8 protein-coding genes are annotated in these 6,463 nt (G+C 69.9%); 6 read left to right on the top strand and 2 right to left on the bottom strand.

Going from position 1 to position 6,463, the window contains the following annotated elements:
• Nucleotides 1-14: 14 nt before the first annotated feature.
• The 4 genes from D7V77_RS39255 to D7V77_RS39270 all read left to right on the top strand — a co-directional run bounded on the left by D7V77_RS39255 (nt 15) and on the right by D7V77_RS39270 (nt 4,156).
• The gene (locus D7V77_RS39255; protein WP_233597505.1) at nt 15-722 is read left to right on the top strand and encodes a response regulator transcription factor; all 708 of its coding nucleotides are present in this window, start codon (nt 15-17) and stop codon (nt 720-722) included.
• A gap of 100 nt (nt 723-822) precedes the next feature.
• Nucleotides 823-1,935: an S-(hydroxymethyl)glutathione dehydrogenase/class III alcohol dehydrogenase gene (locus D7V77_RS39260; RefSeq protein ID WP_014396689.1), complete on the top strand. Its 1,113-nt coding sequence runs from the start codon at nt 823-825 to the stop codon at nt 1,933-1,935.
• Entirely contained in the window at nt 1,932-2,786 is an 855-nt protein-coding gene (fghA, locus tag D7V77_RS39265; protein WP_120581327.1) for an S-formylglutathione hydrolase, read from the top strand. The genes D7V77_RS39260 and fghA overlap by 4 nt, the downstream gene beginning before the upstream one ends.
• A 95-nt stretch (nt 2,787-2,881) precedes the next feature.
• A complete protein-coding gene (locus D7V77_RS39270) occupies nt 2,882-4,156 on the top strand; it encodes a DEAD/DEAH box helicase (protein WP_120581328.1) in 1,275 nt (424 codons plus the stop codon).
• Here D7V77_RS39270 and D7V77_RS39275 read toward each other — a convergent pair.
• Entirely contained in the window at nt 4,150-4,638 is a 489-nt protein-coding gene (locus D7V77_RS39275) for a peptidylprolyl isomerase (RefSeq protein WP_120581329.1), read from the bottom strand. The genes D7V77_RS39270 and D7V77_RS39275 overlap by 7 nt on opposite strands.
• Nucleotides 4,639-4,713: 75 nt before the next feature.
• Complete coding sequence (locus D7V77_RS39280; protein WP_120581330.1) at nt 4,714-5,250, bottom strand: DUF2378 family protein; 537 nt, start codon at nt 5,248-5,250, stop codon at nt 4,714-4,716.
• 188 nt (nt 5,251-5,438) lie between these two features.
• Between D7V77_RS39280 and D7V77_RS39285 the strand changes: the two genes are divergently transcribed.
• Together D7V77_RS39285 and D7V77_RS39290 are read left to right on the top strand one after the other, a co-directional pair.
• Nucleotides 5,439-5,981: an RNA polymerase sigma factor gene (locus D7V77_RS39285; protein ID WP_120581331.1), complete on the top strand. Its 543-nt coding sequence runs from the start codon at nt 5,439-5,441 to the stop codon at nt 5,979-5,981.
• Nucleotides 5,978-6,463: DUF1109 domain-containing protein (locus D7V77_RS39290; RefSeq protein ID WP_120581332.1), on the top strand; the 486-nt coding region annotated here is incomplete at its 3' end. The genes D7V77_RS39285 and D7V77_RS39290, both read left to right, overlap by 4 nt.

Here is a 6,463-nt window from a genome sequence, read left to right on the forward strand (position 1 = left end):
CCCCCGCCCTCCCCATCCGCGTGTTCGTCGTGGAGGACCAGACCAAGATCTTGAAGAACCAGCTGCGCCTCTTCGAAGGCCACCCGGACATCGACATCGTGGGCACCGCGTTGTCCGGTGAGGCCGCGCTGGTGGAGGTGGAGCGCGAGCAGCCGGACGTGCTGCTGCTGGACCTGGGGCTGCCGCGCATGAGCGGCATCGACGTCACTCGCGAGGTGAAGGCGCGCTTCCCGAAGGTGGAGATCCTGATCTTCACCATCTTCGACGAGGAGGACAAAGTCCTCGAAGCCGTGAAGGCAGGCGCGTCCGGCTACCTGCTCAAGGGCGCCACGGTGGACAAGATCGTGGAGGCCATCAAGGAGGTGCGCGCGGGCGGCACGGTCATCCAGCCGAACCTCGCGCGGCGCCTGCTGCGCCACTTCCGCGTGGAGCCGGACACCGCGCCCGTGCCCACGGAGCCCCTGGCCGTGGCGCCGTCCGCCTCGGAGCCCGCGGCTCCGGCATCCGCGCAGGAGCCGTTGCTCAAGCCGCTGTCGGACCGCGAGCGGGAGATCCTCCAGCTCATCGCCAAGGGCGTGTCCAACAGCGAGGCGGCCCGGCTGCTGTCGCTCTCCAAGGCGACCATCCGCACGCACCTGGAGCACATCTACCGGAAACTCGAAGTGACGAACCGGGTGGAGGCCGTCACCGAAGGCATCCGCAAGGGCCTGATCTCCGTCTAGAAGCGGGCCCTGATGGGCCGGGCCGCTTCTTTTCACGGACGACGCGGTGCGTGGCCTCTATGGTGGGGAGTCTTCGTTCCCCACTCACAGGAGCCCCACCATGGACGTCCGCGCCGCCGTCGCCTTCGAGGCCGGCAAGCCCCTGAGCATCGAAACCGTGCACCTGGAGGGCCCCAAGGCGGGCGAGGTGCTGATCGAGCTGAAGGCCACCGGCCTGTGCCACACCGACGAGTTCACCCGCTCTGGCGCGGACCCGGAGGGTCTGTTCCCCGCCATCTTCGGCCACGAGGGCGCGGGTATCGTCGTGGACGTGGGCCCGGGCGTCACCAGCGTGAAGAAGGGCGACCACGTCATCCCGCTCTACACGCCGGAGTGCCGCGGCTGTAAGTCGTGCCTGTCCCAGAAGACGAACCTGTGCACGGCCATCCGCGCCACGCAGGGCAAGGGCCTGATGCCGGATGGCACCAGCCGCTTCCGCCTGGGCAAGCAGGCCATCCACCACTACATGGGCTGCTCCACGTTCGCGAACTTCACGGTGCTGCCGGAGATCGCGGTGGCGAAGATCCGCGAGGACGCCCCCTTCGACAAGGTCTGCTACATCGGCTGCGGCGTCACCACCGGCGTGGGCGCCGTCGTCTACACCGCGAAGGTGGAGGCCGGCGCGAAGGTCGTCGTCTTCGGCCTGGGCGGCATCGGCCTGAACGTCGTGCAGGCCGCGCGGATGGTGGGCGCGGACATGATCGTCGGCGTGGACCTGAACCCCGCTCGCAAGGAGATCGCGGAGAAGTTCGGGATGACGCACTTCGTGAACCCGAAGGAAGTGGAAGGCGACCTCGTCCCCTACCTGGTGAACCTCACCGGCGGCGGCGCGGACTACAGCTTCGAGTGCATCGGCAACGTGAAGACGATGCGCCAGGCCCTGGAGTGCTGCCACCGCGGCTGGGGCGAGAGCATCATCATCGGCGTGGCGGGCGCGGGGCAGGAGATCAGCACCCGCCCGTTCCAGCTCGTCACCGGCCGCGTGTGGAAGGGCAGCGCGTTCGGCGGCGCCCGCGGCCGCACGGACGTGCCGAAGATCGTCGACTGGTACATGGACGGGAAGATCCAGGTCGACCCGCTGATCACGCACACGCTGAAGCTGGAGGAGATCAACCACGGCTTCGACCTGATGCACGAGGGCAAGTCCATCCGCAGCGTGGTGAAGTACGGATGAGCGCCGTGACGCCCACGCTCGTCAGCGAGCACGCGTGCTTCGGGGGGACGCAGTCCTTCTGGAAGCACCCGTCCGAGGCCTGCGGCGGTGAGATGCGCTTCAGCGTCTTCACCCCGCCCCAGGCGAAGCACGGCAAGGTGCCCGTGCTGTACTACCTGGCGGGCCTCACCTGCACGGAGGAGACCTTCGTCACCAAGGGCGGCGCGCAGCGCGTGGCGGCGGAGCTGGGGCTGATGCTCGTGGCGCCGGACACCAGTCCTCGCGGCGTGGGCATCCCGGGCGAGGACGCGGACTGGGACTTCGGCACCGGCGCGGGCTTCTACCTGGACGCCACCCAGGAGCCGTGGAAGGCGCGCTACCGCATGGGCACGTACATCACCCAGGAGCTGCCCGGCATCATCGGCGCGCACTTCCCCGCGCGCATGGACCGCGAGGGCATCTTCGGGCACTCCATGGGCGGGCACGGCGCGCTGGTGACGGCGCTCCGGAACCCGGGCCGGTACAAGTCCGTGTCCGCGTTCGCTCCCATTGGCGCTCCCATCCGCAGCCCCTGGGGCAAGAAGGCCTTTGGCGGATACCTGGGGCCGGATGAGCAGACGTGGCGCGAGTACGACGCCACGGAGCTCTTGAAGGCCGGCCGGCGCGTGCCGGCGCTGCTCGTGGACCAGGGGACGAAGGACAAGTTCCTGCCGGACCAGCTGCACCCGCACTTCCTCAAGGAAGCCTGCGAGGCGGCGGGCCAGCCCCTCACCCTGCGCATGCAGGAGGGGTACGACCACGGCTACTACTTCGTCTCCACGTTCATGGAAGACCACCTGCGCCACCACGGCGCGGCGCTGAACGCGGGCTGAAACAGCCCCTGGCGCGCCCTGGGCTTACATGGCCCGGGGCGCCCTCCCCCTCAATCCCCCTTCCCTCTCCGGCCCGGACGTGGGAGGCGTGGGGCATGACTGCTTCCTTCAAGTCCCTGGGCCTGTCCCCCGAAACGCTGGGCGCCGTGAAGCGTGCCCGCTTCGGTACTCCCACGCCCATCCAGGCGCAGGCCATCCCGCCCGCGCTGTCCGGCCGTGACGTCATCGGCTGCGCGGCCACCGGCACCGGCAAGACGGCCGCCTACCTGCTCCCCATGATTGAGCGCTTCGCGGGCGAGAAGGGCACCCGGGGCCTCATCCTCACCCCCACGCGCGAGCTGGCGCAGCAGGTGGAGGAGCAGGCCCGCTTCTTCGGCGAGCCCCTGGGCGTCATGCCCGTCCTCATCGTCGGCGGCGAGGACATGAACGCGCAGGTGGATGCGCTGAATTCACGTCCCACCCTCATCGTGGCCACGCCGGGCCGGCTCGTGGACCTGCTGGGCGTGAAGGCCGTGAACCTGTCGCGCATCCAGACCCTGGTGCTGGATGAAGCGGACCGGATGCTCGACATGGGCTTCCTGCCGCAGATCAACCAGATCCTCCACGCGCTGCCCCGCCAGCGCCAGACGCTGCTGTTCTCCGCCACCCTGGGCGCGGACGTGACGCGCTTCGGACAGCGCGCCCTGCACAAGCCCGTGCGCGTGGAGGTGACGCCCAGCGGCACGCCCGCGCCTCGCGCCGAACAGCACCTCTACATCGTGAAGCCCGAGGAGAAGTGGCCCCTGCTCCTCACGCTGCTCTCACAGGATCAGGCCAGCGCGCTCGTGTTCGTGCGCACCCAGCAACGCGCGGACAAGATGAAGGAGCTGCTCGCCGCCGCGGGCCACAAGTCCGCCGCCCTGCACGCGGGCCGCACACAGGCCCAGCGACGTCAGGCGTTGGAGGGCTTCCGCCGGGGGCAGTACCGCTGCCTCGTGGCCACCGACCTGGCGGCGCGCGGACTGGACGTGGATGACATTGGCCACGTCATCAGCATGGACGTGCCTCACGGGCCGGAGGACTACGTGCACCGCATTGGCCGCACCGCTCGCGCGGCGGCCAGTGGACGGGCTTCGTTGTTCGCGCTGGAGGTGGAGCGGCGCACGCTCCAGGACATCGAGCGCATCATCCGCCAGGAGCTTCCGCGCACGGAGGTGCCGCGCAGGGACCCCCTCTTCAAGCGGGAGATGGAGGCGTTCGCGGCGAAGCAGCGCGACCCGGGACCGCCCCAGACCGACCATGGACGCTCCAAGCGGCCCGAAGGCGCGGCGCCCGGGCGGCATGCCCGGACGCACGGCAAGGGCCGGCCGAAGGGTCCCGCCGGTCAGTGATCGTGGTCGTCGTCGGGGCCGTGCGCGTGGCCGTGCTCGAGTTCCTCGGGCGTGGCGGCGCGCACTTCCTTGATGGAGACCTCGAAGTGCAGTTCCTTGCCGGCGAACGGGTGGTTGAAGTCCACCAGCACCGTGTCCTTGCGCACTTCCTTCACCAGGAAGTCGACCTCGTCGCCCTCCGGATCCGTGGCGCTCAGGATGCCGCCGGCCTTGATCTCCAGGTCCTCGGGGAACTCGGTCCGGGGGACCTCCTCGACGCCTTCCGGATCGTAGTCGCCGTAGCCGTCCGCCGCGGAGACGACCGTCTTCAGCGACTCGCCCGCGGACTTGCCCTCCAGCGCCTTCTCCAGGCCGGGGACGATCTCCTCGTAGCCGTGCAGGTAGACGAGCGGCTCGCCCGCCTCGCTCTCGTCCACGGTCTTCCCGTCGCCGAGGTGCAGCTTGTAGTCAATGGCGACAACACTGTCCTTGCCGATTTTCATGGGGCCCTCATAGCGCATTCAGTCATGTCGCGGTGGAAGGATGATGATCACCGTTACGGCGTGCACAGGGACGTCCTACCAGCGCATGTGCAGCTCGAAGCGGCCGTGTCCGTCGTCGGACTCGAGCACCGCGTTGGCATTGGCGGCCCCGGCCTGACGCAGTGCCTCCTCGCAACACCCCGCCGCGGCCTCCGCCGGGAAGGGATAGCCCTGGAAGGTCACCCGCCAGTCCTTGGGGCCCAGCTCCGTGGAGGTGATCTCCACCGGCTCCATCACGGAGCGGAAGCTCAGCGCCACCCGCTTCATCGCGCGGTCCGGGCCCGCGACCTTCAGGGCCACGTTCACGACCTTGCCCACCAGCGTCTCGAAGTAGCCGCGCACCAGGTCCCGGCCCATCTGCCGCAGGGCCTCCTCGCGAGGCCGGCCCGCGTACGCGGCCTGCAGCACCAGGTTCTGGCAGCGCTGGAACACCGACGCCGGATAGCTGGCCCTGGGCCGGTCCGGGTCATAGCCAGCCGCCGCCATCCGCTCGCGCAACGCGTTGTCCAACCGCACGCAGCGCAGCAGCGATTCGAACAGCGTGGACTGGATGACGACCTCGGCCGGGGACATGGACGCTCGAATTGGGGAAACGCGTTGAAACCGGTAAGGCGCGCGACACTACCCGTTCGGGTCCTGGAAGCGAGCCCTCCGGCGATGTCACGTCCAGCGCTTGTCGTTTCAAGGCCTTGGAGCCTCCAAGGAGGCAATCGACCGCCCTTGGAAACGATTTCCGAGCAGGGCCGTCCGTGAGCCAGACGATGGAAGGCGTTACGGACGAAGTGCTCATGGACCAGTTTCGCCAGGGAGACGAGCCGGCGTTCGAGGCGCTGTTCGCCCGGCATGCCGGGCGTGTGCACGGCTTCCTTTCCCGCATGGTGAGGGACGGACCGCTGGCGGAGGACCTCATGCAGACGACCTTCCTTTCCGTCATCCGCGCCCGGGGCCGCTACGAGCGGGGCACCCGCTTCACCCCCTGGCTGCTCACCATCGCGGCGAACGCGGCCCGGGACGCGCTGCGGCATCAGCAGCACGTGGACGCGCACGCGCACGCGCCGCAGGACGGGCCCACGTCGGTGCCCGCGCCGGACGGGGACCCGGCCATGCGCCGGCGCATCGAGGACGCGCTCCAGCAATTGCCCGTGGAGCAGCGTGAGGCCGTGGTGCTGAGCAAGATGGAGGGCTGGTCCTTCGAGGAGATCGCCGAGATGCGCGGCATCCGCGCGGGCGCGGCCCGGCTCCGGGCACACCGGGGCTACGAGAAGCTGCGTGAGTTGCTGGGCGGACTGGAGGACGTGTCATGAGCCCTCCGACCGACCCATGGCGGTCCACCCCGCCCCGCCTGGACCCGAAGGCGATGGAGCGCGCGCTGGCGGCATCGCGCGCGGAGCTGGCCCTGAAGCGGCCCGTGCGGGGGTGGCGTTCGCAGGCGTTGGGCGTGTTCGCGGCGTCCGCGGGCATGGCGCTCGCGGTGATGGGCGTGTTCCTGGCGCTGGGGCGCACCACGGGCTCGATGCTGATGGGCCGCGCGCCCCTGCTGGCGATGCTGCTGTCCACGAGCGCGGTGTGCTCCTGGGGAGCGCTGTCCCCGCGAGGGCGCAGGCTGCGCTGGGTGGGCGTGGGCATGGCGCTGGTGAGCTCCGCGCTGCTGGTGCTGACGCGGGCCACCCCGCGGGGCCCTTCCAGCCTCCCCGAGTGGGTGTGCACGGTGAGCCACGTGGCGCTGGCGTTGGTGCCCCTGGTGGTGGCGCTGGTCGCGTTGCGGTCGGCGGTGTTCGACCCGCTG

Source organism: Corallococcus sp. CA041A (genome assembly GCF_003612075.1).
GTDB lineage: Bacteria > Myxococcota > Myxococcia > Myxococcales > Myxococcaceae > Corallococcus > Corallococcus exiguus.